This is a genomic window from Lentibacillus halodurans, from assembly GCF_900112045.1.
GTDB lineage: Bacteria > Bacillota > Bacilli > Bacillales > Amphibacillaceae > Lentibacillus > Lentibacillus halodurans.
In genome coordinates this window covers 135,585-162,487 of sequence record NZ_FOJW01000006.1, presented here as the reverse complement: position 1 = coordinate 162,487, position 26,903 = coordinate 135,585, and the positions used below count along the sequence as shown (strand labels likewise).

General features: G+C 43.2%; 34 protein-coding genes, 1 pseudogene and 2 riboswitches. Of the genes and pseudogenes, 21 read left to right on the top strand and 14 right to left on the bottom strand.

Going from position 1 to position 26,903, the window contains the following annotated elements:
• Positions 1-161 precede the first annotated feature (161 nt).
• On the top strand, positions 162-1,574 hold the full coding sequence (locus BM195_RS09025) for a LysM peptidoglycan-binding domain-containing protein (RefSeq protein ID WP_090236812.1): 1,413 nt from the start codon (positions 162-164) through the stop codon (positions 1,572-1,574).
• Between the two features lie 82 nt (positions 1,575-1,656).
• On the opposite strand, the gene BM195_RS09020 is transcribed toward BM195_RS09025, so the two are convergent.
• Positions 1,657-2,877, bottom strand: coding sequence for an MFS transporter (locus tag BM195_RS09020; RefSeq protein WP_090236808.1), 1,221 nt, complete (start codon positions 2,875-2,877; stop codon positions 1,657-1,659).
• 69 nt (positions 2,878-2,946) lie between these two features.
• The gene (locus BM195_RS09015; protein ID WP_090236805.1) at positions 2,947-3,522 is read right to left on the bottom strand and encodes a DUF2087 domain-containing protein; all 576 of its coding nucleotides are present in this window, start codon (positions 3,520-3,522) and stop codon (positions 2,947-2,949) included.
• Positions 3,523-3,694: 172 nt separating this feature from the next.
• Here BM195_RS09015 and BM195_RS09010 point away from each other — a divergent pair, with 172 nt between their 5' ends.
• Positions 3,695-4,198, top strand: coding sequence for a GNAT family N-acetyltransferase (locus tag BM195_RS09010; RefSeq protein ID WP_090236802.1), 504 nt, complete (start codon positions 3,695-3,697; stop codon positions 4,196-4,198).
• Here the strand turns inward: BM195_RS09010 and BM195_RS09005 are convergent.
• Positions 4,195-4,641: a YaiI/YqxD family protein gene (locus BM195_RS09005; RefSeq protein ID WP_090236799.1), complete on the bottom strand. Its 447-nt coding sequence runs from the start codon at positions 4,639-4,641 to the stop codon at positions 4,195-4,197. The two genes, BM195_RS09010 and BM195_RS09005, sit on opposite strands and share 4 nt — an antisense overlap.
• A gap of 648 nt (positions 4,642-5,289) precedes the next feature.
• Here BM195_RS09005 and BM195_RS08995 point away from each other — a divergent pair.
• The 9 genes from BM195_RS08995 to BM195_RS08965 all read left to right on the top strand — a co-directional run bounded on the left by BM195_RS08995 (position 5,290) and on the right by BM195_RS08965 (position 11,623).
• A complete protein-coding gene (locus BM195_RS08995; protein WP_090236794.1) occupies positions 5,290-5,637 on the top strand; it encodes a hypothetical protein in 348 nt (115 codons plus the stop codon).
• A gap of 231 nt (positions 5,638-5,868) precedes the next feature.
• Positions 5,869-6,024, top strand: coding sequence for a hypothetical protein (locus BM195_RS18320; RefSeq protein WP_170848206.1), 156 nt, complete (start codon positions 5,869-5,871; stop codon positions 6,022-6,024).
• A 240-nt stretch (positions 6,025-6,264) separates the two neighbouring features.
• Positions 6,265-7,827, top strand: coding sequence for a BCCT family transporter (locus BM195_RS08990; RefSeq protein ID WP_090236790.1), 1,563 nt, complete (start codon positions 6,265-6,267; stop codon positions 7,825-7,827).
• Positions 7,828-7,926: 99 nt separating this feature from the next.
• Positions 7,927-8,745, top strand: a complete 819-nt coding sequence (locus BM195_RS08985; RefSeq protein ID WP_090236784.1) for a squalene/phytoene synthase family protein — start codon at positions 7,927-7,929, stop codon at positions 8,743-8,745.
• Positions 8,738-8,893: a hypothetical protein gene (locus tag BM195_RS18315; RefSeq protein WP_170848205.1), complete on the top strand. Its 156-nt coding sequence runs from the start codon at positions 8,738-8,740 to the stop codon at positions 8,891-8,893. The genes BM195_RS08985 and BM195_RS18315 overlap by 8 nt, the downstream gene beginning before the upstream one ends.
• Positions 8,894-9,082: 189 nt before the next feature.
• Positions 9,083-10,174: a sensor histidine kinase gene (locus BM195_RS08980; protein WP_090236782.1), complete on the top strand. Its 1,092-nt coding sequence runs from the start codon at positions 9,083-9,085 to the stop codon at positions 10,172-10,174.
• A complete protein-coding gene (locus BM195_RS08975; RefSeq protein WP_090236779.1) occupies positions 10,171-10,857 on the top strand; it encodes a response regulator transcription factor in 687 nt (228 codons plus the stop codon). The genes BM195_RS08980 and BM195_RS08975 overlap by 4 nt, the downstream gene beginning before the upstream one ends.
• 159 nt (positions 10,858-11,016) lie before the next feature.
• Complete coding sequence (locus BM195_RS08970) at positions 11,017-11,427, top strand: DUF6220 domain-containing protein (RefSeq protein WP_244535714.1); 411 nt, start codon at positions 11,017-11,019, stop codon at positions 11,425-11,427.
• A gap of 1 nt (position 11,428) precedes the next feature.
• Complete coding sequence (locus BM195_RS08965; protein WP_090236777.1) at positions 11,429-11,623, top strand: DUF5957 family protein; 195 nt, start codon at positions 11,429-11,431, stop codon at positions 11,621-11,623.
• A 39-nt stretch (positions 11,624-11,662) separates the two neighbouring features.
• On the opposite strand, the gene BM195_RS08960 is transcribed toward BM195_RS08965, so the two are convergent.
• Together BM195_RS08960 and BM195_RS08955 are read right to left on the bottom strand one after the other, a co-directional pair.
• Complete coding sequence (locus tag BM195_RS08960; protein ID WP_244535713.1) at positions 11,663-11,812, bottom strand: hypothetical protein; 150 nt, start codon at positions 11,810-11,812, stop codon at positions 11,663-11,665.
• Positions 11,813-11,900: 88 nt separating this feature from the next.
• The gene (locus tag BM195_RS08955; RefSeq protein WP_090236771.1) at positions 11,901-12,329 is read right to left on the bottom strand and encodes a hypothetical protein; all 429 of its coding nucleotides are present in this window, start codon (positions 12,327-12,329) and stop codon (positions 11,901-11,903) included.
• A 307-nt stretch (positions 12,330-12,636) separates the two neighbouring features.
• On the opposite strand from BM195_RS08955, the gene BM195_RS08950 reads away from it, so the two are divergent.
• A complete protein-coding gene (locus BM195_RS08950; RefSeq protein ID WP_090236768.1) occupies positions 12,637-13,377 on the top strand; it encodes a MerR family transcriptional regulator in 741 nt (246 codons plus the stop codon).
• Positions 13,378-13,733: 356 nt separating this feature from the next.
• Here the strand turns inward: BM195_RS08950 and BM195_RS08945 are convergent, their stop codons facing one another.
• The 8 genes from BM195_RS08945 to thiW all read right to left on the bottom strand — a co-directional run bounded on the left by BM195_RS08945 (position 13,734) and on the right by thiW (position 19,146).
• Positions 13,734-14,201, bottom strand: coding sequence for a hypothetical protein (locus BM195_RS08945; RefSeq protein ID WP_090236766.1), 468 nt, complete (start codon positions 14,199-14,201; stop codon positions 13,734-13,736).
• A 5-nt stretch (positions 14,202-14,206) separates the two neighbouring features.
• Positions 14,207-14,644 carry a hypothetical protein gene (locus BM195_RS08940; protein WP_090236763.1) on the bottom strand — a complete coding sequence of 146 codons (438 nt, stop codon included), beginning with the start codon at positions 14,642-14,644 and terminating at the stop codon, positions 14,207-14,209.
• Entirely contained in the window at positions 14,637-15,500 is an 864-nt protein-coding gene (locus BM195_RS08935) for an ABC transporter permease subunit (protein ID WP_090236761.1), read from the bottom strand. The genes BM195_RS08940 and BM195_RS08935 overlap by 8 nt, the downstream gene beginning before the upstream one ends.
• A gap of 130 nt (positions 15,501-15,630) precedes the next feature.
• Positions 15,631-16,236 (bottom strand): thiamine phosphate synthase, encoded by a 606-nt coding sequence (gene thiE / locus BM195_RS08930; RefSeq protein ID WP_090236757.1) that lies wholly within the window; start codon positions 16,234-16,236, stop codon positions 15,631-15,633.
• A 6-nt stretch (positions 16,237-16,242) separates the two neighbouring features.
• Entirely contained in the window at positions 16,243-17,010 is a 768-nt protein-coding gene (thiM, locus tag BM195_RS08925) for a hydroxyethylthiazole kinase (protein WP_090236754.1), read from the bottom strand.
• On the bottom strand, positions 17,011-17,814 hold the full coding sequence (thiD, locus tag BM195_RS08920; RefSeq protein WP_090236751.1) for a bifunctional hydroxymethylpyrimidine kinase/phosphomethylpyrimidine kinase: 804 nt from the start codon (positions 17,812-17,814) through the stop codon (positions 17,011-17,013).
• On the bottom strand, positions 17,814-18,500 hold the full coding sequence (gene tenA / locus BM195_RS08915) for a thiaminase II (protein WP_090236749.1): 687 nt from the start codon (positions 18,498-18,500) through the stop codon (positions 17,814-17,816). The genes thiD and tenA overlap by 1 nt, the downstream gene beginning before the upstream one ends.
• Positions 18,501-18,564: 64 nt before the next feature.
• Positions 18,565-18,656, bottom strand: a riboswitch (TPP riboswitch).
• A gap of 1 nt (position 18,657) precedes the next feature.
• Positions 18,658-19,146: an energy coupling factor transporter S component ThiW gene (gene thiW, locus BM195_RS08910; protein ID WP_090236747.1), complete on the bottom strand. Its 489-nt coding sequence runs from the start codon at positions 19,144-19,146 to the stop codon at positions 18,658-18,660.
• A 95-nt stretch (positions 19,147-19,241) separates the two neighbouring features.
• A riboswitch (TPP riboswitch) is annotated at positions 19,242-19,360 on the bottom strand.
• A 110-nt stretch (positions 19,361-19,470) separates the two neighbouring features.
• On the opposite strand from thiW, the gene BM195_RS18065 reads away from it, so the two are divergent.
• From BM195_RS18065 to BM195_RS08900, 3 genes are all read left to right on the top strand, one after another.
• Positions 19,471-20,220, top strand: a complete 750-nt coding sequence (locus BM195_RS18065; protein WP_139223989.1) for a hypothetical protein — start codon at positions 19,471-19,473, stop codon at positions 20,218-20,220.
• Between the two features lie 35 nt (positions 20,221-20,255).
• A complete protein-coding gene (locus BM195_RS08905) occupies positions 20,256-21,167 on the top strand; it encodes an aminoglycoside phosphotransferase family protein (RefSeq protein WP_090236744.1) in 912 nt (303 codons plus the stop codon).
• Positions 21,168-21,453: 286 nt separating this feature from the next.
• Positions 21,454-21,888 (top strand): DUF4064 domain-containing protein, encoded by a 435-nt coding sequence (locus tag BM195_RS08900; protein ID WP_090236741.1) that lies wholly within the window; start codon positions 21,454-21,456, stop codon positions 21,886-21,888.
• A 234-nt stretch (positions 21,889-22,122) separates the two neighbouring features.
• On the opposite strand, the gene BM195_RS18310 is transcribed toward BM195_RS08900, so the two are convergent.
• Entirely contained in the window at positions 22,123-22,293 is a 171-nt protein-coding gene (locus BM195_RS18310) for a hypothetical protein (protein WP_170848204.1), read from the bottom strand.
• Positions 22,294-22,698: 405 nt separating this feature from the next.
• Between BM195_RS18310 and BM195_RS08895 the strand changes: the two genes are divergently transcribed.
• The 6 genes and pseudogenes from BM195_RS08895 to BM195_RS08870 all read left to right on the top strand — a co-directional run bounded on the left by BM195_RS08895 (position 22,699) and on the right by BM195_RS08870 (position 26,891).
• Positions 22,699-22,983 carry a YhdT family protein gene (locus BM195_RS08895; protein ID WP_090236738.1) on the top strand — a complete coding sequence of 95 codons (285 nt, stop codon included), beginning with the start codon at positions 22,699-22,701 and terminating at the stop codon, positions 22,981-22,983.
• Entirely contained in the window at positions 22,980-24,422 is a 1,443-nt protein-coding gene (gene panF, locus BM195_RS08890) for a sodium/pantothenate symporter (protein WP_090236735.1), read from the top strand. The genes BM195_RS08895 and panF overlap by 4 nt, the downstream gene beginning before the upstream one ends.
• 51 nt (positions 24,423-24,473) lie before the next feature.
• A pseudogene (locus BM195_RS08885) lies at positions 24,474-24,819 on the top strand (P-loop NTPase family protein); the annotation flags it as partial.
• Between the two features lie 470 nt (positions 24,820-25,289).
• Positions 25,290-25,886 (top strand): histidine phosphatase family protein, encoded by a 597-nt coding sequence (locus BM195_RS08880; protein ID WP_090236731.1) that lies wholly within the window; start codon positions 25,290-25,292, stop codon positions 25,884-25,886.
• Between the two features lie 23 nt (positions 25,887-25,909).
• Complete coding sequence (locus tag BM195_RS08875) at positions 25,910-26,320, top strand: NUDIX hydrolase (RefSeq protein WP_090236728.1); 411 nt, start codon at positions 25,910-25,912, stop codon at positions 26,318-26,320.
• Between the two features lie 28 nt (positions 26,321-26,348).
• Positions 26,349-26,891, top strand: a complete 543-nt coding sequence (locus BM195_RS08870; protein WP_170848203.1) for a GNAT family N-acetyltransferase — start codon at positions 26,349-26,351, stop codon at positions 26,889-26,891.
• Positions 26,892-26,903 lie beyond the last annotated feature (12 nt).

Below are 26,903 nucleotides of genomic sequence, written 5' to 3'. Positions count from 1 at the left end.
TAAAAGGGAGGACTTTTTTTATGCTGAACAATCCAATTGAAATAAAGAAACCTATTGATTGTTTGTAATCCAAATTTGGTTATTTTCTCCCTCAGAATTGTTACTGGGACAATCATCCAATGAATAGGATGATATGTAGAGATCAAATTGGGGGAGTATATATGGAAATACATGTCGTGCAAAGTGGTGATACATTATGGCAGATTGCGCAAAATTATGGGACGGATATAAACCAGATTGTTCTGCTGAATGAATTGGATACGCCTGATGTGCTCATCCCCGGACAGTCGCTGGTTATTCCGGAGCCCGGCCGTGAATATGTTATCCAGTCCGGAGATAATTTGTGGGCAATTGCACAGATGTTTGGGGTAACCATTCAGGAACTGGCAGCGGCCAATAATATTACAGATCCTTCTTTGATATATGTTGGTCAAATGCTGACGCATCCTTATTTTTCGCATATTGTCCAGGCGGGTGAATACATTTGGGGAATTGCACAGCAGTATGGTGTAAGCGCTGAGCAAATTATGGCAGCTAACGACATTGCCCAGCCAGGTCTGATTTTCCCGGGGCAGACATTACGGATTCCGATAGCTGCTAAACCTGTAACCGAAGTGAATGCTTATACAACACAATTGAGTGAGGAAGGAAGAGTTGAAATCTTGCGTTTAGGAAGATATTTAACCTATCTTTCCCCGTTTAGGTATAGTATCCGTGAAGACGGCACGCTCACGCAAATGCAGGAAAGGCCGGTTTTGGAAGCTGCCGGAGCGACTAATGTTGCACCGTTGATGGTTGTGACCAATTTCGCTCAGGGTGAATTCAATTCAGACTTGGCAGCAGCCGTGTTCCGTAATCCTGAAACCCAGGAGCGTCTGATTACGAATCTGCTGGAAGTCATGCGAACGAAGGGGTATGCAGGTGTCAATTTTGATTTTGAATATGTATATCCGGAAGATCGTGAGAATTATAATGCGTTCCTGAGACGTGTCGTTGACCGGCTGCATCCGGAAGGGTTTCTGGTCACGACGGCATTGGCGCCAAAGGAAACGGCTGATCAGCAGGGGCTGTTGTATGAGGCTCATGATTATCAGGCGCACGGAGAAATTGCAGACTTCGTCATATTGATGACATACGAATGGGGCTGGGCTGGCGGTGAACCGTGGGCGATCGCTCCAATTAATGAAGTAATTGATGTGCTCGATTATGCCGTGACTGTGATTCCACGTAACAAAATTATGATTGGCGTCCCATTGTATGGGCGTGATTGGAACATCCCGTGGGTCGAGGGGACGTTTGCGGAGACTGTAGGGCCAAAGGAAGCGGTACAGTTGGCAGCAAGGTATGGTGTGCAGATTCAATATCATGAAACGTATCAAGCACCATTTTTTCATTATGTCGATGAGAGCGGACAGGAACATGAAGTCTGGTTTGAGGATGCCCGCAGTGTTCAAGCCAAGTACGATACCGTGAAGGAATATGGTCTGAGAGGCGTGAGTTATTGGGCGCTGGGCAGTCCATTCCCGCAAAACTGGGCTGTGCTGCAGGATGATTTCAGGATCAGCAAGTTGTAATAGAAAACCCTTTGAAACGGTAGAGAGGCTATTATTTCAAAGGGTTTTATTAGGATATATCAACCAAATCTTGATGACCGGTCTACGCCCTTCTCAGTTCCCGTTTTGCTTTTACAAGATCAATTTTGGAAAATAGGATGGCATATACCACTGTAAAGACAATATATGTGATGCCGACCAAAAAGCTCAAGGTCCGCGGCTCAAATATTTTCAGCAGGACGCCTGCCACGCCCATTGCTACGCCCATTGTTGTATTGGAGATCATTTCAGTCAGCCCGAAAAAGCTTCCTTGCTTTGATCTTGGCACGACTTTCATCGTGAGTGTACTGAGACAGATATTGCTGATCCCGCCGACGAACGTGATGAATAAAACAGTCAGAAGTGCAATATAGAAGGTGGGAACAGAACTTAAAATCAAATGTCCTGTACCCTCCAGTGCAATAAAAATTACAATGAGCGGAACAAGTTTACGTTTAAGCATATTGGAAAAGAACGAGCTGATGATAAACCCTAATCCCAGTGCGCCATAAATAAACCCGACACCAAGATCATCCATTTCAAAAACATCCAGAGCATACACACTCATCAAAACATTATCGGTTCCATTTGCCAATGGCATTGTTAATTCAATAACCAGGAATATAATAAGTGCAGCTGAACTGAGAATATAATTCCAGTTTGATGGTTCATGTTGAATTGGTTTCATTTGTTTAATGGGTTTTTCTGTAACGGGAATTGTTAATCCAGTCAAAAACATCGCGGATATCATAAACGATATCCCATCCAAAGTAAATGGTACACTCAAGCCAAATAAATAGGCGATAATACCACCTGTACTGGAACCGACCACAAGGACAGCACCGAGCATGATCTGTTCAATTGCATTTACATACAGCAGCCGGTCCTGTTTAACCAGGGCAGGTATGGAAGCCATTCTGACCGGTGAATATAACGCATCTCCTGAAGCAAGAAAAAATGCACTGGTATAGATGATCCATAAATGGTCGGGTCCTTGTACAAGCAAGGGAGATAGGGCAAACGGGACTCGTAAAATATCAGTAATGATTAATAGATTCTTTTTTGGCATTCGATCCGCAAGCATACCCCCGAGTGGTGCCACTAATAAAAATGGCGCCATTCTTACTGTGAAAAATATCCCGATCGCCAGTCCTGAATCGGTTATTTGGTATAGTAAAGTCAGAATGGCAACTTGCGTAAAACGGCTCCCAATTCCGCTGATGGCACCCGCCCAGAATAGTTTTCGATAATTTTTTTCCTGTTTCCATACGGTCCAATTCGACATGATCGTCACCTATTTTCAATTTCATCTAATTTTATATTTATCTAATTATCTGACGAAGAAAGAAGCTGATTAATAAATCAGCCATAATTCTTCGGGGTTTAATTCATATTCTCCGCCTTGTCGTGTCATAAAACCGTACATGACAAATTCACGTCTGATCGTAGCAAAATCCTCATGGAACTGTTTAATATAATCGTTAATTTCTTTTTCATGATAGATTTTGCCTTTTTGCAGTCCTTTTATAAGATGCTCCAGCACGACGAGTTTTTTCTTGCGCTGCGCCGGGATGCTTTTGAGTGAACCGTCCTGTGCAAAGAAGTTTTGGATGACTTTATACTTTTCTTTTTCGTCCACATAGTATTCGTCCATTTCGCTTTCACCTCCGATCCGTATAATGGCCTCGGCCATAAAGGTGAGCTGTTTTTCATTCAGGTGAAAATAGATGGTATTTTTATCACGGCGCTGATAAATGACATCGATTTCTTTCAGCTTTGTTAAGTGATACGAAATGGTTGGCGGGGTCAGTCCCAGTTTTCCCGCAATGGCCTGCCCGTGCAGCGGCCCATCCTTTAACAAGGCGATGATTTGAATGCGTGTCTTGTCACCAATCGTTTTATGGAAGTGAACTATTTTGTTAAGCTGCATATACTTACCCTCCAAAACAACATCTAATTAGATTATAATCTAATTAGATGAACATGACAATAGCTGACTGAAGATTTCTTATTTAAACACATCGTATTTATGATATAATAATCGAATATATTTCGTTCGACGAAGACAAATAATCAACCATTGGAGTAAGCAGGTGACTACCATGAACAGCCAAATTGTGATCGACCGTATGAAAAAAACAGATTGGAATCAGGTCCGTAATATTTTCATAGAAGGGATTCATACGGGAAATGCCACATTTGAAACGGGAGCCCCAACCTGGGAAGAGTGGGATCGTGAGCATTTCTCTGTTTGCCGGCTGGTCGCACGTAAAGGTGAAGATGTCGTCGGCTGGGCAGCTCTGACTCCCATTTCCAAGCGTGAGGCACATGCTGGTGCAGCCGAAGTGAGCATTTATATTAGCGGCAGCAGTACGGGTAATGGTGTCGGAACCAAATTGCTGCAGGTCATGGTCAATGCCAGTGAAGATCATGATTTTTGGTCACTGGAAGCAAATATTTTTCCTGAAAACAAAAGCAGCATTTCATTACATAAAAAGTGCGGATTTACCGAAGTTGGGGTCAGACACCGACTCGGTAAATTAAATGGTGTATGGCGGGATGTGGTAATTCTGGAACGCAGAAGTGCTATTATTGGTGTGGATTAGTGCGACTTTTGCAATGTTTCTCTGAAAAGGTCGCGAAATTTTGCCTCATCATCAGGGTTAAAAGCCTTTGGCCCTTTTGTCCGTTTGCCGCTTTTACGTGCCAATGCGTTCACATAACGGGTTTGCAGCAGTTGATCGATGTTCTGATTTGTATATGTAAAGCCTTTATGGTGCAGTACAGTACACCCTTTGGAAAGCCCCAATGAAGCAAGCCCATAGTCCTGTGTAACGATTATATCGCCTTTTTGAGCCAGCTGCATAATCCGATAATCCGCAGCTTCAGCACCTGTGTCCACGTATATGGTCTCCACACTGGGCTGTTCATCATCATGTGAAAAGTGGGACAAACTTTTCACAAGCACGACCGGAACATCAAACTCCCTGGCTACCGAAATAATCGTTTTTTTAACCGGACAGGCATCTGCGTCAACATAAACTTTCATTAAAATCTCCTCCGTCCTCTAGGTATCATTCTAGCAGATGTTTGATTGTGAAACCACTCAATAAGAAAAACCGAAATCGCTGATAAAATTGGAAAATATGCTGATAGAACACTGAAATTCGCTGATAGAACGCCAAAAAGCGCACCTGCATAAAATCCTGGCTTACAGCCTCCCTGCAGCAGTCATTGGACTGATCATTATCTGACCCCAGATGACCGGTTCCCATTTCCTGCCGGCAATCGGTGAGTTTTACTTTCAGGAGAGATTATTCTTGCTTCTCACCTTTAAGATTATCGGAACCACGGGGCTTATGTTGGCTGGTTCAATTTTGATTTTCCGCCGATTGGAGGTGCGGACGTAAATGAATTGGTGCCGACTATCATCCTGTTGCTGGCCATCGGTTTTTTGGTATTCGTTGTGATTAAGCTCATACCGAAAAGGCGTAAACAGTATAGTTATAGTAAACTGGTACAATGGCTTTTTGGTATTTATCTGGCGGTGCTGCTTCTAGCAGTACCTGCTCCCGGAAGATCCGGATCTTCCGGCTAAGGTAGAGAACGTTCCGGAGAACTCCCATCACTATGGGCGCTAGCTGATGCAGGTGATATCGACAACGACTGCCAGGTTTATCAGCAGGACACATGGAAGATGACAACAGAAAGTGCGGAACTTCGCTTGGAAATGGTAAACGGCCATGACCCCCACGCCGATATTCCTGTATTTGTGGAAAGAGATCCTGATCGAAACAACACTATTGATGCTTTGTACTATCAGCCGCCATTGATTGTAGAGGGAAGAGATATGTCAGATAAGATTAAGTTAAATCCTTTGAACGTCAAGCTTTCCTCAAGAATCGTCACGATTGATGCTCCTGTGCCGTCAGTGATTGAACTTTCCATGTTCAAGCGGGAATTTCCGATTTCACAGTTCACAGGTGAGGAAGGTGAACAATGGATGAAAAAACATATACAGGCGGTGAACGTCTCATATACTTAAAAATCCCTGATGAAGTCCAGTTAGATTATCAAGATAGTATAAATCTTCATTATGTCAAGCCAAAAAACCTATAAATCGTACAAATCATAAGGTGCTGCATATAATATCCTGCATCACACACATATTGATGCGGGAATTTTTGTTTTAAAAAGGGATTCATCGAATCTTATCGAATAATGATACGGTAAGGTTAACGTTAATAACTTTATAACTATTAGTGGGGTGAGTTAATTGAATTATGAACGTGGCGGCATTGCCTTTACAGGATGCTTTTTCCTTGGCATCGGTATGGGCATGTGGGCAGGGGATACAGCAGCTGGTACGATGATCGGGATGGGCGTTGGATTTTTAGCCATGGCTTTGTTTGGAAAATGCGGTTCAGAATAATTTCCTGCAATGCGGAAATACTACACCTGCACGAAAAAAATATTGTTGTGTTTGACGTTTTGCTTAATCGAAACTATAATATAAAACTATGTTTTAAAATAATAAGAGCAAGCCGATGGTTTTTAGAGAGAGAGATGGTATTAAAAATGGTTCGAGCAAAGTGTAATCATTTTCCATCCAACGGTCTGTAATGATAGCACGAATTATAGACACTTGTTCCTAAAAAATGGGAGGAAAAACGTGCAGAACACGAAGAAAGTGAAAACAGATTGGACCGTATTTGCAGTAAGTGGCGGTCTTTTGATTTTATTTATTATTTTATCGTTTATCAACAGTGAAATGGTTGGGGATTGGATTACGATATTATTTGATTACGCTGCGGATCTTTTTGGAGCGTATTGGCAGGTTTTGCTGTTCGGTAATTTTGCCATTGGTATATTTTTAGCCTTTTCTAGATTTGGTAAGGTTCGATTAGGTAATATGGATAAACCAAAATACAGCTATTATCGCTGGGTTGCTATGATTTTGGTAACCCTTCTCGCAAGTGGTGGTGTTTTCTGGGCAGCCTCTGAGCCGATGTATCACTACATGACAACGCCACCATTGTTTGGCGGAGGAGAATTTAATAACATTTGGGCTGCATTTGCCCAGGGTTTCATGCATTGGGGCTTTTTAGCCTGGGCGATACTGGGAACACTCGCAACCATCGTCATGATGTATGTGCATTACAGCAAAGGCTACCCGATGCGGCCACGGGCTTTGTTATACCCGATATTCGGGGAAAAAATCTTTCAAAAAAGTATTCTTGGTTCCGCAGCAGATATCTTTTCAATTATCGCGACAGCTGCCGGGACTTTAGGACCATTAGGGTTTCTCGGTTTGCAAATCTCATATGGACTCAATCATTTGTTTGGTGTTCCTAACACAGTAACCGTAAGTATCCTGATTGTTGTTGTTTTGGTTGCAATTGCAGCGATATCAGCTGCGACTGGGGTCGACCGGGGAATTTTGCTGCTGAGCCGTGTCAATGTCAGTATGACCTTCCTGTTAGGAATTATTATGCTTCTGATCGGTCCAACATTGTTTATCATTGATGCGTTTATCGGTGGTACGGGAATGCATTTGCAAAATTTCTTTGCGATGAATTTTTACCGAGGTGACAGCGCCTGGCTTGGGGGTTGGACTATCTTTTTCTGGGGATGGTTTATTGGCTATGGTCCGATGCTGATTATCTTTATTAGCCGCATTTCCCGCGGCAGAACCATTCGCGAATTGATCATCGCGGTATCGATTGTCGCACCACTTGTTACGAATTTCTGGTTTTCTATTGTGGGCGGGACCGGTGTATTCTTTGAAATGGAAAACGAAGGATCCGTTTCCGGAGCATTGAATGAGGCGGGCATGCCCGCAGCGGTTATGGCAATCATGGATCAATTACCAATGGGGACTGTTATGGCCGTAGCATTTCTTCTCATATCGATTGTCTTCGTGGCAACGACAACAGACACGATGTCATATACTGTATCGGTGACACTGACTGGAAATGATCACCCTGCCCGCTGGCTGCGAGTATTCTGGGCATTAATTTTCGGTGGAACGACGATGATGATTCTCACAATAGGCGAGGGCAGTATCACAGCTATTCAAAATTCAATTGTCATCACGGCTGTGCCGGTATCATTTCTGCTGTTGCCACCGCTGTGGAATGCACCGCAAATCGCCAAAAAAATGGCACTTGAACAAGGACTGATGTGGGAGCGCCCTAGAAAGGGAAGACCCATTAAAATTGATCATAAAAAGTAGAGTGGGGTACTTTAAGGTACTCCCTTTTTTTGTTCTATTCATATATTATTTATGGATGTTTTTTGGTATAATGTATATAGAATAAGGGAGGCGTCACCGTTGAGTGAAGCGAAAAAGTTGCAAAAAGATGCAATTCATATCCTGAAACAGACAAGCAGAACATTTTACATACCGATAACCATGCTGAAATCGCCATTGAAACAAACGGTCGGATCAGCCTATTTATGCATGCGTGCTGTCGATGAGATAGAGGATCATGAAGAGCTGGATTCTCAGACAAAACAGCGTCTGCTCCGGTCAACGAGCGACTTGTTGAAGCGTAAATTTGACAATCGGGCATACCGTGAATTGGTTCGGCCCTATGAGTCCCAGCTTCCAGAAGTAACGCTGAGGTTAGGCGACTGGATCAATCTTTGTCCGGAGGGTATTGTGGAAAATGTGAAAGAATCGACTGGCATTATGGCCGCAGGAATGGGTGACTGGGTGGAAAAGGGATGGAATATCAGGGATAAAGACGATCTTGATGATTATACATATTATGTAGCGGGACTTGTAGGTGTCATGCTATCTGACATTTGGAAATGGTATGACGGGACGGAAACAGACCGGGAGCTTGCCATTGGCTATGGCCGGGGACTGCAGGCAGTTAATATTTTGCGTAATCAGGATGAGGACAGCGAACGCGGTGTCAATTTTGTACCGGATGGATGGACCAAGGATGATATGTTCAGCTATACTGAACAAAACCTTGCTCAGGCTGACGAGTATATGAAAGATATTCACACACGTACGATTATGCTGTTTTGCCGGATTCCGCTTGCTTTAGCCAAAAGAACCGTCAAAGCACTGAAAGAAGGACGCGAAAAGATATCAAGAAGAGAAGTCGAAACCATTGTGGAGAATATTAAAAATGACTGAAGAGAAGCCACTGTTCCATAAGAATAGTGGCTTCCTTTTTACTGTGGAATATAATAATTTACCACATGTAACTGGCAGTAAAATCGTGAATCATGAAATAGAATTTGATCAATGGCTGATTTCGTGGATTAACTGCCTGGCAGGCTAAGTTCGTCACATCCTATGACAACGCCTGTACTAGCACGTCCTGTGCGTCGTAAATGTCCGATTCTGTTTAACTAACATTCAGTGGGGAAAAACCCCACCGAATGAAGTTTCACTTTATGTTATTTAAGAAATTGTTAATAATTGTTGGTTACAATAATTGTATAGTCATACTACAAGGCAGGTGGAATGATTGTCCATTCAAAAAAGGCTGCTTTTATCCAATATCGCGATGATTGTTATACCAATCATCGGCTTCTTCTTAATTGAAATAATGTTAGGGTATGTTCTCTTTGTTGCGTTTGATGGTAATCCAGAGGGAGCACAATTAAAGGCGTTTATCAGCTTACGGTTTATTGGAATGCTGCTTATTTTAGTTGTAACGAATGGGCTGCTGACATACTTCGTTTCGAGAAGTATTATCAAACCTGTCCGACGTCTGTCAAAGGCTGCGGCGGAAATTAGTGAAGGAAACCTTGATTATAGCATTGTATCCAGCAGGAATGATGAATTAGGTCTGTTGTCGGATACGTTTGAATCAATGCGTTTGAAGTTGAAGGAAGCAAACAAGCTTCAAAACCGGTATGAGGAAAATCGTAAAGAATTGATAGCCAGTATATCCCATGACCTGAAAACGCCGATGACGTCGATAAAGGGGTATGTCAAAGGTGTTCAGGACGGGGTTGCAGACACACCGGAGAAATTGGATCGCTATATGGAAACAATTTATCGCAAGGCCAATGAAATGGACGCATTAATCGATGAGTTATCCTTATATTCAAAGCTGGATTTAGAGCGCATCCCATTTGCGTTTGAAGAATTGGATTTATATGCGTTTTTCTCTGATTTTGCTGAAGAGTTGAGGTTGGATCTTGAGCAGAATGGCGGAACAGTCAACTTTCAGGCTGACTGGCAGAATAATTATTTTGTTGAGGCTGACAGGGATCAACTGAAACGCGCTGTAACGAATATCGTTCAAAACAGTTTGAAGCATATGGATAAACAACACAAAAAAATGGCGTTCCATTTGACAGCTGGTGACGGTTATGTGCTCGTTGAGATACAAGATAACGGCAACGGCATATCAGAAGAAAATGTGCCGCTTATCTTTGACAGTTTTTATCGGGCAGATGCATCGAGAAATGCCGAAACCGGCGGCAGCGGTCTTGGTCTCGCGATTGTGAAACGGATTGTCACGTCGCATGGCGGGGAAATTTGGGCAGATAGTCGTTTAGGGGAAGAAACACGTATTTGCTTTACCCTTAGGAAGAAGGTGACAAAATGAAACATATTCTGATCATCGAGGACGAGCAGAGTATTGCCGAACTGGAACGGGACTATCTGGAAGTGAATGGATTTACCAGTGATATTGCCGGTACAGGTGCAGAAGGACTCCAAAAGGCAAAAGCTGGATGTTATGATTTAATTTTGCTTGATTTGATGCTTCCGGAAGTGGATGGACTCAAACTATGTGATAGAATCAGAGAGCGATTGGATATTCCTATTTTGATGGTGACTGCACGGAAAGAAGATATTGATAAGATACGGGGCTTCCATCAAGGTGCAGATGATTATATTGTCAAACCGTTTAATCCGAATGAACTGGTTGCACGTGTTAAGGCACATTTATCAAGGTATGAACGGCTGGTGAACCGTGATAAACACGATGAAATACGAATTAAGGGCCTTGTTATTGACCAGGATTCACGTCGGGTATTTGTAAATGGGGAAGAAAAGAAGTTTACTGCAAAGGAATTTGATTTGCTGGTCTTTTTGGCAGCCAATCCGAACAGAGTATTCAGTAAAGATCATTTGTTTGAACGAATTTGGGGGATTAACTCCATGGGGGATATTACAACAGTTACTGTTCACATACGCAAAATCCGGGAAAAAATTGAAACAGACCCGTCCAATCCGGCATTTATTGAAACGATATGGGGTGTCGGATACCGGTTTATAAATGATTAAAACAATAAGACCGCGGGAGTTCAACATATAAACTCCAGCGATTTTTACTGTTTTAGGAATGAAGGTCATATTTAATCTTTATTTAAGGATTTCATAAGAGGCAGTTTAGATATCTTTTGTATGATGTACACAGAGTTTGCATAAAGGGGGGGATACGAATTGAAAAACAATCAAACTAGAATCCTTTTTGGAAGAATGACCTTTCTCGTTTTAGCCATTATGTTCACATTAAGTGTGACAGTACAAATCTTTTTGGCAGGGATGGCCATATTCGTAAGTCCTGAAAATTGGGTGAAGCATATCATATTTGTTCACCTGTTTGGGTTTAACATTCCGGTTCTGATGCTGATCTTCGCAATTGTTGGCGTTTTTCCGCGTTGGGTGTACTGGCAGCTGTTTGGAGTGCTAGTTCTGATATTTCTCATGTATTTTACAGCCAATATCACGGGCGCATTACCGTGGGCAGGTGCCTTGCACCCAGTTATAGCGGTTGTATTGTTCATATTATCATGCTCGATTGTTTTACGAGTTTGGAAGCTGATTTCTGCAAATAAGAAGGGGGAGGAATGATATGAGATCATTTTTAGCTGTCATTGTCGGACTAATCGGGGGATTTTTCCTTGGGATTGCACTTTCCAGTCTCATCGGAATACTTGGCATGATATTATTCAATGAACCGATTGGCTTTAGGTACCTGTCTTATTTTACAGCCATTTTTTGTGCTATTTTGGTGCCGGTTATCGATCAAAAAAACAGGAAAAGATAAGAGACCGCTCAGTACGGTCTCTTTTACTGTATGAACGAATCATTTGTTCAACAGTGACTTCATTCCAAGGTAAAGAATGGCTGCGGAAAATACAATGATCACAATACCACTGAGCACATCCAAAAAAGCTGCAAGCCCTGTTGAAATGATGGAAGAATCCGGCACATTGGCTAGTGCGAATCCTGCCAAAACACATGCCAGATACAGTAAGGCTAATTGATAGATAGTATCCCTCCTTTGCGTGATGGACTTCGGTTAGAGGATTACGGAAAACACGTTAATAGCATTGGAATGATTGGATGTTGTCAAGATCAACACCGTAGTATACCCATCTGTTCCGCTGCCATCTGAATCCGGCGATCGACCGTCTGCCGATAAAGACTGGGAAAAACCAGAAAGATTCCCATCTTAGCCAGATATACGTAAATCGGAATAGACAGCCCTGAATGGCACCCGGGTCAACCGCAAAGACGCCGATTTCTTCCTGTGCCTGCTGCGTTTGCGGCTGCTGTGGTATAAACGATGGCGGCGGCGAAGTGGGGGCACTGATTTGTCCTTGTCCTCCCGGGAATTCACTGAATGGCGGGCCTCCTCCCATCTGCCCGGGCGGCCCGTCAAATGGTGGCTCTGCTCCTGGCCCGTCTCCCTGGAACCAGGGGAAATTTAATATTCGTGTATCACCATATGGTGGCTGGTAATGGTACATGTTATTTTCCTCCCTAAAAAATCCTTCTCTTCACTATATGGGGATTCGTCTAACTTTGTATGGGCGTATGAACAGGTGCATTCTGTCTCTTTATACGTCCCGGCAATTTGATACGCATTTTGTGATGTGCCGATTGATTCGGTCGTCTCACTTGAGATTTCGGTCACTTTCCAATATAATCCGGCCAATTCTCACATTGAATCGCCAGCTTCAAAAGAAATCCGGTTACTTTTTTTATTTGGTGATTTCCTATTGACTCTCACGTTACGTTATACTTTACTGTAATCATTAAAGGGAGGCTTCACCAATGAAAGTAAAAGAAGTTGCCGAATTAGTCGGAATCAGTGTGCGCACACTGCATCATTATGATGACATCGGATTGTTAAAGCCTGAACAGACAACGGAATCAGGCTATCGAATCTATTCGGAAAAAGATCTTGAAACATTGCAGCAAATACTGTTTTTTAAAAAATTTGGCTTCCCTTTGAAAAAAATAAAGGATATTATCAACAGTCCGTCGTTTGACCGGGAAGAGGCACTTCAGGTCCAGCGCAAGATGCTGCTTGAAGAACGTGCCCGTCTGGATAATATGATTGTGACGATTGATAAGACGATTTTGCACACGAAAGGAGAGATTCACATGGGTGATAAAGAGAAGTTTGCTGGATTTGATTTCAGTAAAAATCCGTATGAACAAGAAGCCCGCGAGCGTTGGGGTGACAGAGCAGTCGATGGATCAAATGCCATCATTAACAAAATGTCACAGGATGAGCAGAATGCGGTTGGTGAAGCATTTGACCAAATTTATAAAGACCTTGCAGCGATTCGCCATAAAGCACCAGATTCAGATGAAGCGCAAGAGGCCATTAAACTCTGGTATAATTACTTGAACAAAATTGGCAGCTACTCATTGGAAGCTTTCAAGGGACTCGGCCAAATGTATGTCGATGATAAGCGATTTACAAATAATATCGATAAGTATGGTCAGGGTTTGGCTGTGTTCATGCGTGATGCCATGGCGGTATATGCAGACCGGAGTAAAAAGTAGGTTTGTACTGATACAATCGTATCACATCAAAACGAGGCTGGGAAAAAACTAAAGTAAGGGGTCTTAAAGACGACCAATCGGCCGTTTTAGCTGAAGAAATATGCGTAGATTCCAGCGGGAGGAATGGTCTGGGTCAGACCGCGCAGTGCGAAAGACGCAGAGGCTCACAAGCCGCCCGCGGAAAGCGACGAGCAAAACATCCGCCGATTAAACTGCGAGTTGCGAGGAGTGCTGCTTCTCCGAAATCTCATTCAACACGACGAGCACCAAGTAGTTTTCCGCAGCGTTTGTTGTTCGTTTCTTATTTTATAAACGTTCTTTTGTCCCAGTCTCTTTTTCTTTCGTGCGTCAATTTTTTATAAGTAAGGAACCTTATAAAATGTTTTCCTTTGTTTCTGTTCCAGCCCTCTTGATATAAGATAAAATCCGAGTAGAAGCACGATATATGCACATAAGGGAAAGAACAGGATCCATTGTGAACCGTAAATGAATCCTCTCCATTGCCCCACGATGCCAGCCCATTCATGTGTTTCGGAGATATGAATATACGGCGGTGTCTCGCGTTTGATGGTCCCTCCTAAAAAGGTGTCGAAAATACCGAGCTGACCAATTAGCCCCAGCACCAATATAATTTCCTTGACAAATAAAACGGACAAGTTTCCTTTTACATATGGAAAGATATGTTTTGTTATGATATGGACTTTACTGCCGCCTAGTGATGATGAAGCAGTAACGAATAAATTTTTGTTTATTTCTGATGTCTTTTTCAATACGGTTGCATACACACCGGGAGTCCCGACGAGTGCCATTAAAATTCCCTGCAATAATGCTAACTTCCATGATGAAAGTGAAGAATTGACAATAATTCCAGCCATGACAAAATAAATATCAAAAAGGCGGGAATACTGCCAAGCAATCCAAAACCATTACCTGTTCTCACTTTTCTGTTTCCCATACCTGCGATTAATCCGGCACTTCCACCGATCAGTACCCGTGCCGAGGCGGTGAAAACAGCTGTGAAAAATGTATATTTCGCACCATAAAGCAGCATAGAGAGAATGTCATATCCCCATTCATCCGTGCCAAGCCAGTGATCCTCCGATGGCGGGAAAGGTGAACCCATCATCTCTTTTCCGTCATCTGTTTCAACATATCCGGCTGGCTCCTGAAAATCCGAATCATAAGGGGCAAAAGCGGGGCCGGCCAGTGCAATAATCAATAAAAGCCCCGTTATAAGACAGCCACTCCAAAGACGCCAGTTACCCATAGGCAAACACTCTTTCCAGCCCGTAAACAAACCCCCGAATACTCCAATAAAGCATGAGATACAATACGACAAATGTCAGCAGCCCATTAACGGTTAAATTAAATTGATAAGCGGAATCATTGAAAACTAGTCTGGTTACACCAGGTATATTGAATAAATATTCAACGATAAATAAATTGCCCATCATGATGGCCATCATTTTATGTAAATCTGCTTTTAAATAGGGGAGAACATTCCGGATAACATGCTGAAAAAAAATCGTCAGTTTGTTGATCCCTTTTGATTTTGCCATAAGGATATAATCCTCTGTCAACACTTCATAAGTGCGTTCAGACAGCGTGCGGATCAAATAAATGGCCGGTATAGTCAGCAATGTCATAATCGGAAGTAAAATTGCAGGATTATCAATGCTACTAGATGCCACACGGGCGACATGCACGCCTGTTGATTGAAAGATGAAAACCGCCCCCATTTGTAGAAATAGAATCAATATAAAATCTGGCAGCACACCAAAAAAACCAATGATATCCTTAATCCATTCTTTGTCCGATTGCGCCTGCCAGCTGGCAACTATTAAGCTGATCGTAATGGCGATAACCGATGAAACAAATAAATACAAAAAAGATATGGTAAAATACCTTCCCATATCATCAAAAAAGCTGGGATTTCGATCTGTTCCCTGTTGATAATGGAATGACTCCCCATTTGCAAGACCTCCAACGTAGTCTTTGAACGAAGTCCATCCTGCTTCAGGTTCAAATGAAAATTTACCGTTTTCATCGTGCATGGTATCGGGCAGTGCTGCCAGCATTAATATTATAATAAAGACACTCAATAGAGAAAAGAAAGCTCTCATTACTAATCATCCAGAATGAAATAAATAAGCAAATATACTGGAGTTTTAATTATTTTCAGTATATTATTCTATCGATATTATATGGGGAATAGATTACGATTTCAATATAAAATTTATACCATTCAATCAACTAGAGCCTCCTAATTACTGTTTCAATATTATCAGCACCTGCAATAGCTGAAATAACAGCAACACCGTCAGCGCCAGCTTCCATGACGAAGGCCGCGTTTTGTTCCGTGATGCCGCCGATTCCGACAATTGGAGTGCCAGGATATTGCTGCTTTAATGTTTTGATCCATTCGGTTCCGACTGCTTGTTTGGCATCTTCCTTTGTCGATGTGGTAAAAATTGGACCGGCACCAAGATAGTCTGCCAGCTGAATGGGGCTGTTTTCAACTTCCTTCTGATTTGACACAGACAGGCCGATGATTTTATTGGGATACATCTCCTTCACTTTTTCCGGTCGCATGTCATCCTGTCCAACATGGATACCGTCAGCTTCCAGTGGTTCAGCCAAATCAATATCATCGTTCACGAAAAACAGGACGTGATGACGTGCGCAAATGTTGCGTAGTCTGTAGCCCAATGCCAGTTTATCTTGCCCAGTCAGAGATCCGCCCCCTTTTTCCCGGAACTGAAATGCCGTAATACCAGCCTTTGCTGCTTCTTCAAGAATATCCTCAGGGCTGTGGTCACAGTTTTGACTTCCCATAATAAAATATTTTCTCAGGTTCATATATGATCACCTTTTCAGCTCCACAGGATCAAAAGATAGCGTATCGATGAAATTGGGAAGAAACGTCCCCGGGCCATTAACATTTGGCTTTTTGGCCGCATATTCCGCGGCGAGCCCGTAAAATTCAGCGGCGGTCTGTGCCTGTTCTGTTATCGTGTCTTTTGTTGTCAGACATGCTGATAAAATAGAACCTAACAGACAGCCTGCTCCGGTTATTTTCCTTAAAATTGGATGGCCGGTCTGATTATACGACATCTCGCCATCATAACAAATGACATCCGTTTTCCCGGTTATCATAGCAGTCGTCTGATAGGATTCGGCCACTTTGAAGGCTATCTCATCGGTATTGCCTTTACCAACCGATTCGACGCCTTTTGTTTCCCATGGGATTTCGACGAGATGTGCAAGTTCGCCGGCATTTCCTTTAATGACTGTCATCTGTACTTCAGCAAGGATTTTTTTCACGGCTGTTGTCCGGAATGGGGTTGCTGCAACACCAACCGGATCAAGGACGACGGGGATTCCTATTTCATTTGCCGCTTTGCCTGCCTTAATCATGGCCGGCAGTTCATCGGCAGTGAGTGTGCCAATATTAAGCAAAACGCCATCAGCACTGGATGCCATGTCATGCACTTCCTCTTCGGCCTTTGCCATCACCGGTGCAGCACCAAACGATAACAATCCGTTTGCTGAAAAATTGATGACGACTTGATTGGTCAAATGATGGATAAGGGGGGTTGTTTCGCGTACTTTATACATAATGGCTTCATTCATTTAATTCACCCTTTCTGCTCGGTGTGCCCATTGATTGGTCGGACCGCTGCCATTTCCGATGGGAAACGAATCACGGATGGCAGCAGTTATAAAATCCTTGGCGTTTTGAACGGCATCCGACAGTGTACAGCCTTGACTTAAATAGGCTGTAATGGCTGCTGAATAGGTGCAGCCAGTTCCATGTGTGTTTTTCGTATTAATGCGTTCTGTAGAAAACGTGTGCATCATTTTGCCGTCATATAGAAAATCGACTGCTTCGTCTTGCAGATGACCGCCTTTTACAAGGGCGGCATCTGCACCAAATTCATGGACAATCTGTTTAGCTGCCTGCTGCATGTCTTCGGATGTGTCGATCTTTTCACCGGTAATCACCTCTGCTTCCGGCATATTCGGTGTAACCAGTGTCGACATTGGCAGCAGGATGTCACGCAGATAATCACGAGAATCCTCGGAAATTAACGTATCACCACTTGTTGTTACCATAACCGGATCCATGATATAGAGGACATTCAATTCAGAAATTTTCTCCGCAACAGCATCCATAATGCCGGGATTGGCGAGCATGCCAGTTTTGAATGCCTGAAACGGTATATCAGACATAACCGATTTCAATTGCTGCTCAATCATATGCTCCGGTATGTGATGGACATCCTGTACGCCTGTTGTATTTTGGGCGACAACTGATGTGATAACAGACATACCGTACGTTTTTAATTCCTGAAATGTCTTCAAATCAGCCTGGATGCCGGCACCGCCGCTAGGGTCGGTACCGGCAATTGTTAATGCTGCGGGAATAGGTTTCATTAACTGTTCACCTTCTCTTTGCCAGGCCATTTTTCGCAAGTGTAAGCCATCTCCCAGAAGGATAGCTCCAATTGACAGCTTTTGCGGAATGCTTCTTTTATATGTTTTTGTTCTTCAACGGAAGCTTCCTCTGCGATGTTGTCCAATCGATTTCGCATTTCTTCAGTTATTTCGCCTGTGCTTTCATCTGCATAAAAGCTAATCCATTGATAAAACGGATGATCAGCTGATGGTTCGTATTTGGTCATTAATTCCTGACCGATTTCCCAGTAAGTCCATGGACAAGGGAGAAGGGCGCTGATGGTTTCACCCAAACCACCCATGTGAGCGTGATACATCATATGCTTCATGTAATGATCCGCAGTTGGCGGAAGCGCATAACCTTGAAGCTCCTCATAGCCGACACCGATATGGTCACAAAAGTTATGGTGCGGATGGATTTCACTATTTAACACAAATCGAATTTGTTCATTAAAAAACTGTATATCCTCGCGTTTTGCTGACTTGGAAATAGCCGTCCCATAAATCCGCATAAAAGCATTTAAGTATTCGAAGTCAGCTTTTATATAATGTGCGATTGCTTTATCGGGAACGTTTCCTTTTCCGATGCCATCAACAAATGGATGGTTAAATATGGCCTGGAAAATATCATCATTTTCTTTTCGCAGCAACTGTGTGAATGTCATGATTAAACCTCCTAAAGTTGACAGGAATCTGTAGGGGATAAAAGCAGTGTAATAGAGGATAAATGCGATCCTCTGTCTGCTTTCCTTCGCCGGTATTATCCGGATTAGGTTCAAAGGGACAAGTTCTCAGCCATTTCGGCACCCCTAGCAGTTTTTCCTATATGTGTTTTAATAAGTTCTTCCGTTTGACCTTGGAAACAACAAACCAGCCGATCAAGGCACCGGCAGCACTGCTGACAAGAAACGATGGCATAAAGAAGAAAGCACCGGCCGAACTGCCCATCAGAATACGTGCGAACGGAACAGCAAACAGTGATCCAACGATGCCCGTACCGATCGCTTCACCGAACGCAGCCATCTCTTTTTTGTCAGTTTTCTGATAGAGGTAACCTGCCAAAAAAGCGCCAATCATGCTACCGGGAAATGCCAGCAATGTCCCGAGACCAAGCATGTTACGAAGCAGACCAATCATAAAGGCTATGATGACTGCCGGGCCGGGACCAAGTGTGACAGCCGCTATGACGTTGACAGCGTGCTGCACCGGATAAGCTTTAGCGACACCTGCCGGGAACCATAGCAATTGTGCGCCTATTGTTCCAATTGCTGCAAAAACGGCCATCGTTGTCAGTAATTGCGTCCGGCTCAAGAAAAACCTCCTCTCATTAGGGGCAGCGGAAAAAATAATCAAAAAAGCCAGGTCCATACAGTGGACCTGGCTTGATTTGAAATAGCTGATAGCAATATTCCGTCAGACTACTTCCCTACGCTGGTATTAACCAGATCAGGTCCATAAGAGTCGGAAAGCTTAAATACGCGCTTTCCTCTCAGCCCGCGACTATTGGGCACCCCTAGTAGTTCAAAAAGTATTATTTTATACATCATAAGTGTAACAGATCGGAAAGGATTTGTCATGATTTTATTAAAATTTCAAATTAGATTTGGTAGAATGAAGGGAGGAAGGAAATCGTTCATGAAGATACTGTGGTATGGGTATGAAAAATTGATTGGAGCAGGTTTTTCCTTTTCGATATATGGGTTGATTATGCTATTATCCAGTTCCTTTGATTTGTTTGAGGTATCCGAAAGTTTATCGTCGCCGATGCTTTGGGCAGCTTTTTATGGATATGGCATATACTGCTCCATCATCATTGATGGTATTTGTAACGTTTGGCCGATGCTGCATCCCTGGAAAATTTCTCTTTATATTGCTTCCGGTTTCGTGATTTTTATATTTTTGATGGCCAACTTTGCCTACATACTAATTGCTGGAACAATTGGAACTGCAGCTGCACTGCTCTTTTATGCGGGCATGTCCTATTTTAGGAAACGGAAGTGGATTTCATCCCTTTTTGCACTTGTGTTGCCTCTCATATTTCTGGCGGTGTCAATCATGGATTTCACGGAAAAAGAAGGATGGGAAGTACAGCGTCAAACTTCCAGTTATGAGGTATCTTTCACCTATTTTAATGGTGAGCATAAGATCCCCGTTAAACTTAAGGAAAATCAGACGTTGATGTTTCAGGCTGATTTTTCGGTTGAAAGTGGCGGCTATGGCCACCATGCGGAGGACCAGGATGGCGATCGTGTTCCAATGCATGAAATCGGGGATAAATTGGCTTTAAGAGACGTTGCGGCGGGTCAATATTATATTGTTATTCATGGGGACAATGCAAAGGGGCGCGTCGACATTGACTGGGAAATCAGAACTAAATCGGAATGACTATACTTAATATATTTAAATGAACGGGAAAGGTTATGATGAACATGTATGGTACCAGTTTACCGGATTATGTGCTACGGTGGATCATCCATTCTGTTGATCCAAGTGTTCAGGTAGAATCAGTCTATAAGCTGAAGGGCAGTACCTCATCCTTACTGCATGGAATTGCGTTACGGGTGGGGGATTCGGTCAAGCATTATGTTCTTAGGCAGTTTGATAATAGAGATTGGCTGGTGAAGGAACCTGATTTAGCTGTCCATGAAGCGGCAAGTCTGCAAATGGCAGACAGTGTCAAGGTTGCTGTTCTAGAAGTGATTGCTAATGATGCCTTAGGAGATCATTGCGGGGTGCCGGCAGTGCTGATGACAAAACTGGAAGGTACTGTCGAATTAAAACCTGACGATCAGGATCGGTGGCTGGATGGTTTGGCTGGTGCACTCGCCGACATCCATTCATTGGATGCGGATGGTTTTCCCTATGAGTATTTTCCATATAATGATGCTGATTCGTTTGATGTACCGTATTGGTCGGGCGTTCCAGGATTATGGGAAAAGGTACTTGATCTGGTGAAAGGTTCAAGGCCAGATGCCCATGAATGTTTTATCCATCGCGATTACCACCCTGCCAATGTGCTTTGGAAGAATGGGAATGTCAGCGGTGTGGTGGATTGGGTGAATGCATGCAAAGGGCCACGTGAGGTAGATATCGGACATTGCAGGTTAAATCTGGCAATGCTGTATGGTCCTGAATGGGCTAATAGATTTTTGCTGGCTTACAAGCGTTATGCTGGGAAACGTTTCACTTACGATCCATATTGGGATGTCATTGCCCTGATAGATTTTCTGGATGGCCCGCCAGAAGTTTACCCGGGCTGGGAAGCTTTTGGTGTGACGGGGCTAACAGATTCCTTAATCAAGAAAAGACTGGATGCATTTATCCAGGTGTAAATGTTCGTGAAATCCCCGCCTCAGTAAAAAGGTGAAACAAAAGTGTATAGGTGGGATTTAACGGAAGCTAACACCCCCGATCAGTTCAATTACCCATCAGTGGGAATGAAGTCAGACTATGAACGCGGTGCCATTCGTCAGTTTCCTTTATTAGCACTCACTGTACAAAAAACCCCACTGATGGAATGTTTCTCTTTATGGTACAATTGATGAAAAATGCTGGCGTTGAATAATTGAATTAGCGTGCATGCTTAGAATGAAGAAGATGAAACGGGAGGGACTATGAATGAGCAGAACAGGCGAAATTGTGTTAACTGTCATTGGTGGATTCATATATGGCTTTTTCGCCGTAGTAGGTGCATTGATGGTATGGTTTTTTCATAATGAAGCCATATGGGATCAGGCAACGGAAGAACTCAGACAGCAGCAGCCTGATATAGCACCAGGGGAGATGGAAGCAGCACTGCAGATGTTTCAGGGAAGCGGCTGGCTTATGATCGTTATTTCGGCAATTGGACTTATTTTAGGTATCGTTTCCATCGTGTTCATGGTAGGCGATAAAAAACCGAAAGCTGCAGGGATAATGTTGATTGTAATGTCAGTTCTAGGGGCTCTTGTAACATTCGGAGCGCTGATATTCAGCGGTGTATTCTATTTAATCGCAGGTATTATGTGTCTGGCACGAAAAGCATCCCCGGAAGCGACAACACCAACGGAATAGGCGGTGAAAAGAGGCTGGGACAAAAGGATATTAGTCCAAAAGATACATCCGAACGATGATTCCACTATGATTGGAACAGTTCGGATGTATCTTTTGAGGTATGTTTGAACATTTATTGCGAATGATCCATCAACTGAGAAGTCAATTGTTCTTAGATTTGCTTGCTTCCATGCTTTTGTTGGTGAGTGCATGATGATCGCTGTGGAAAAATACGCCCTTTCCGGGGGCACGGCCTCAGCTAACTTTGCCAAGAAATCCATTTGGCAAAGTGGATCTTTGGCTCGTGTTGTTCCCCCAGGCGTGTCGCATTTTTCCGCAGCTTAGAATCGTGTTCTCATCAGGTGACAGCAAGTTCAATGAATATCGTTCTATAAGTTCTTTTCTTTCACCAATCAGAGGTAGCATACGGAGACTCCTATAGGAACAGCACGAGCCGAAGCCCCGCAGGAAAGAAATCTTTGCTTTCTGAGGAGGCTGAGGCCGTGCCCATGGAAAGTGCACTATGCTGCCGGAGTGAATGATCGCACGCAACTAACATCAGAATGGGCGTTTGCAGTCGTTATCAACGATGAATAAGGATGTGACTGTTGAAAAAGTCAAATGCTGCCCTTCCTGCCCTGTAATCGTTCGTCTTTAGCGTGGAAAGTTTTCATTGTGTTCCAGCCTCTTTTTTGCAGTGTCAGGAAATATAAAGCATGGTCGATTCTGCGAGAGGTTGTAATGAATTTTTAAAATATTTACAATAAATGTGTTTTCCGTTATATTTATAAAGTATAAACAAGTATTTATTGTGTGGGAGGTTTAAGCCCAATGGAAGAGCAGCATTCGCATAGTAGTGATTCAAATTATAAAGATGCCAATCGAGAAGCCTTAATCGGAGTTGGGTTGGTCATTTTCAATTTTATCTGGTGGTTTGCATTTGCATACGGCCTTGGCGGCAAGGATCCATCTGAATATACATATGCCTTCGGGTTACCAGCATGGTTTTTTTATAGTTGTGTGCTGGGATTTGTTGTTATGGCCATATTGGTGACAATTGTGGTAAAAAAGTGGTTTGTGGAAATTCCATTTGATGAAGAAGGGGAAGAAAAATGAATTGGCAGGCATTGGTGCCATTAATTGGTGTGTTGTTGGTTATATTTGGTGCTGGCGTGTGGGCAGGGAAACATATAAGGTCGTCCAATACATTCATGCAGGATTATTTTCTTGGAGGAAGAAATCTCGGCGGGTTTGTCCTGGCGATGACGATGACGGCGACATATGGCAGCGCCAGTAGTTTTATTGGCGGACCGGGTACAGCCTATACCGAGGGGCTTGGCTGGGTGCTGCTGGCGATGACACAAGTTTCAACGGGGTACTTTGTGCTGATGGTGCTGGGTAAAAAATTTGCGATTGTGACACGCCAATATAAAGCAGTGACAATGGTGGATTTTCTGAAAGAACGCTACCGATCTAAATGGGTTGTTTTGTTTTCGGCATTCAGCATTATTATTTTTCTATTTTCCGCCATGGCAGCTCAGTGGATTGGCGGAGCAAGGCTGATTGAGTCATTGGTCGGAATACCATACACGACAGCCCTATTCATTTTCGCCTTATTCGTGCTGATTTATGTGACGATTGGCGGATTCCGGGCAGTTGCTTTGACTGACGCTATTCAGGGAACGATTATGTTTGTCGGAACGCTCATACTACTGATTGCGACGATTATCGCAGGGGGTGGTCTTTCCAATATCATGTCTAACCTTACCGCTGAGAATCCGAATTTGATCACGCCTTATGGGGCAGAGGGAACACTCACACCAGCCTTTGTATCTTCATTCTGGATACTTGTTGGTGTTGGGGTTGTGGCACTGCCGCAGATTACGGTCAGGGCGATGTCCTATAAAGATTCCCGCTCGATGCATCGTGCCATCATTATCGGCACGATCGTTGTCGGTGTCATTATGCTGAATATGCACTTGATTGGTGTGTTCGCCAGACCGATTTTACCGGGCATTGAAGTGGGCGACAGGGTTATGCCGCTGATAGCACTGGAAGTTTTGCCGAACTGGCTGGCGGGTATCGTACTGGCCGCGCCAATGGCAGCGATTATGTCAACGGTGGACTCACTGTTATTGCTGGTGAGTTCAGCGATTGTTAAAGATGTCTATTTGAATTATGTTGAATCAAAAGCATCACATCAGCGGGTAAAGAGATTAAGCATCGGCATTACTGCAGTGCTTGGAATTATCGTATTCCTGATGGCACTCAATCCGCCTGATCTGATCATCTGGCTGAATTTGTTCGCATTCGGGGGACTTGAGGCAGCCTTTATTTGGCCGATTGTCATGGGACTGTATTGGAAAAAAGGAAACAAATATGGTGCATTTGCTTCGATGGTTACTGGCGTCGGATTCTATATTTTATCAGATACGTTTTTCCCGCAGCCATTCGGATTGCATTCGGTTGTACTGCCGGTAGCCGTTTCATTCTTTGCTTATGTGCTCGTAAGTTTGGGGACGCAGGATAGAGTGATGAATCAGGCTTCGAGATAAGTGGATAGATCGAAATTCATATATTTATAGAGAGAGGGGGTTGGTGGCACAATGAACCGCATTATGGTGATGGGCGTGTCAAGCAGGTGTGGGGAAGTCCACATTTGCCCGGAAGCTGGAAAGCATATTGGATATAGAAGCTCATCACCTTGATGCGCTCTACTGGAAGCCCGGATGGGTAGAAGCTTCTCCGGAAGAATTTGCTGGCGCTCAAGAGGAAATGGTTATCCAGAAGCAATGGATTATTGAAGGAAACTATAGCAGCACTTATTCTATTCGGGCGAAACGTGCGGATATCATTATATACTTGGAGCTTCCCCTGATTGTATGTCTATACAGGGTTTTCAAGCGCTGGATCCTTCATCTCGGAAAAACTTGCCCAGATATGGGGGAAGGTTGGTGTATATACGGGAAGCAATAATATAGGATAAATTGCTTATTCAATCCAAAAACAAAATATGTCATCTATGGAAAAGGCAACATCAGGGAAGATGGTTGAATGGAAGGATTGATTTTCTTGGTCATATACATTTTCCAGGATAAATGAATGCTGATTTTAAACAAATTTTTCAATAAATCTGTTTTGATGATCGGCAATCAAATATTCCTTCACACCAACTTTTTCATAATAACGCTTTTTCAAAAGACGGTCGTTTCTGACTGTGCTTAGAATAACACTTCAACGACCTGACCGGGAACTTCATAGCAGCAATAATTGCTCAATTACTTATTTGGCTATTGTATGACTGTAATAATTTAATGTCGTTGTATGCGTTTTTCTTATTTTGAAAACTTGAGATTTTTGCTAAACAAATTATGTTAATATGGTTTTAGTATCTGTAGCGAATAATTTGGGGGACTGCTTATATGACTAAAGTCGGATTTGTCCGTCATGGTGTTACACGGTGGAATAAAGAAGGAAGAGCGCAGGGGAGTTCTGATATTCCATTGGATGAAGAAGGCTTGGAGCAGGCCTGTTCACTTGCAGCATGGATGGAAATCGATGATTGGGATGTGGTGTATGCCAGTGATCTGCTGCGGGCTGAGCAGACTGCGGAAGTCCTGAACGAAAAACTTGGAAAACAACTGCACCTGGATTCCCGGCTCCGTGAAGTGGGGGGCGGACTGATTGAAGGAACTACTGAAGAAGAACGGGTGCAAACATGGGGACCTGACTGGCGTGAACTGGATATGCTATTTGAACCTCAGGACAGCATTATTGCCAGAGGCATCTCCTTTATGGAAGAAATCATTGATAAACATCATGATCAGAATGTTTTGGTTGTGAGCCATGGCAGTTTCATTAAACATCTCCTTAATGTGCTTATACCAGGCTCGGATATGAACGAATCCTTGAAGAATACGTCACTCACTTCTTTGGTAAAGTGTGAGCATGGATGGGACTGCCATTTATATAATTGTACAGAACATTTGATAAAAGGTGATTCACTTAAAATGTACTAGATTTATATTTTGGGGGTTACTGCATGACTGCACCACCGAAGCATATTGTTTCAGCTGCCACGATTATATTAAATGAACAAAACGAACTTTTGCTGATAAAAGGACCGAAAAGAGGATGGGAAATGCCGGGCGGACAAGTGGAAGAAGGGGAATCACTGAAGGATGCCGCAATACGGGAAACGAAAGAAGAATGCGGCGTGGATGTTGAAATCATAAAATTTTGCGGTGTGTTTCAAAATGTAAAAAAATCCATATGCAATACATTATTCTTGGCGAAACCAGTAGGAGGCAATCTAACGACAACTGAAGAAGCACTTGAGGCAGGGTATTTTCCGGTTGAAACCGCATTGGAAATGGTAACGTGGTCAAATTTCAGCCAGCGAATTGAATATTGTCTAAAGGAAGAACTTCAGCCGTTTTATGTGGCATTTTGACAACGAAATAAGACAGGGAGAGAGCAATTTGAAGTTACTGACAGGAAATAAAATCAAACTGACCAGATTCAAAGAGAATGATTTAAAAATATTGGAACATTGGTATCATGATGAGGCGTTCATGCGTTTGATGGACACGTCGCCTGCTTTTCCGAAAACAGAGGAGGAGTTAAAGGAATCATACCTGAAAAAGCATAAAGATCATGAATATCAGTTCGCAGTACGGACGTTGGAGCTGGATGAACTGATTGGTTTTGTTGCACTGGATTCCATTGACTGGTCAAACCGGAATGCCTGGCTTGCGCTTGGAATTGGCGACAAAGCGAACTGGAACAAGGGATATGGTCAGGAAATGCTCAGATTGGCACTTACATTTGCGTTTAACGAGATGAATCTGAATCGCGTCCAGTTAACTGTGTTTGAAAGCAATAAGCGAGCCATTGCAGCTTATGAAAAAAGTGGTTTCAAGCATGAAGGCGGGCACAGGGATTACCTGTTGCGTGATGGCAAGACCGAGGATATGCTCCTGTTTGGCATTTTGCGCCGGGAGTGGGAAGCGGAGCAGCATTAACTCCCCCTAACA